The sequence below is a fragment of the bacterium genome (assembly GCA_028821235.1).
GTDB lineage: Bacteria > Actinomycetota > Acidimicrobiia > Spongiisociales > Spongiisociaceae > Spongiisocius.
Window position 1 is genome coordinate 12,904 of record JAPPGV010000114.1, and the last position, 676, is coordinate 13,579.

General features: G+C 70.9%; 1 protein-coding gene. It reads right to left on the reverse strand.

Translation table 11 applies throughout. The annotated features are described in order from the left end of the window. Positions 1-45 precede the first annotated feature (45 nt). Positions 46-676 (reverse strand): hypothetical protein (locus tag OXK16_12005; GenBank protein MDE0376664.1); only part of this gene is annotated, 631 nt, incomplete at its 5' end.

Sequence of the window (676 nt, forward strand, 5' to 3'; positions counted from 1 at the left end):
CCCCAGCCGGGGGGGGGGTTTCTCCGGTCGGCGGGTGCCCACACCCTAACCCCACCCCCCCGGGGGTGGGGGGGGGGGTATTTTTTCGGGGTGTATGGGGGCTTCGCGGGGCCCGCGTTGGGGGCCCAACTCGTGCTTGAAGCAGATGTCCTGGCCGGGGAAGATACGGTCGGTCATTCCTGATTCGATCAGCATCACCAGGGCGTCCATGCGGTCCTCGTCCGACGGGAGCCAGGTCTCGCGCATCGCGTAGTAGAGCTCCCGGCCGAAGGTGTCGAGGCCCAACCCGGCGCCCGATTCCGCGGCTCGGCGGTAGCGGTCGAGGTCGGAGCGGAACCGGTCGTCGAGGTGGCTCTGGACCACCCTGCTAATGTCGGCGCGGGCGTCCGACAGGACCTCGATCACCTCCAGGGGCGAGTCGGCCCCTGCGGCCGAGTGGGCGATGATGGCGCAGCCCACCTCCTGCTGGGCCAGGGCGGCGGCCTGGAGCACCTTGCGCTCGGTCGGCTCCATCGGGTACCCGGTGACACCCAGCTCACCGATCACCCCGGCCCTGATCCCGGTGCCGTCCATGCCCTCGGTGAGGTCCCGGACCATCTCCCCGGCGATGTCCTCCACCGACCAGCGGTGCAGGCCGGCCGGATGGGTGGCCTCGACGTAGAAGCCGCATCCGGCC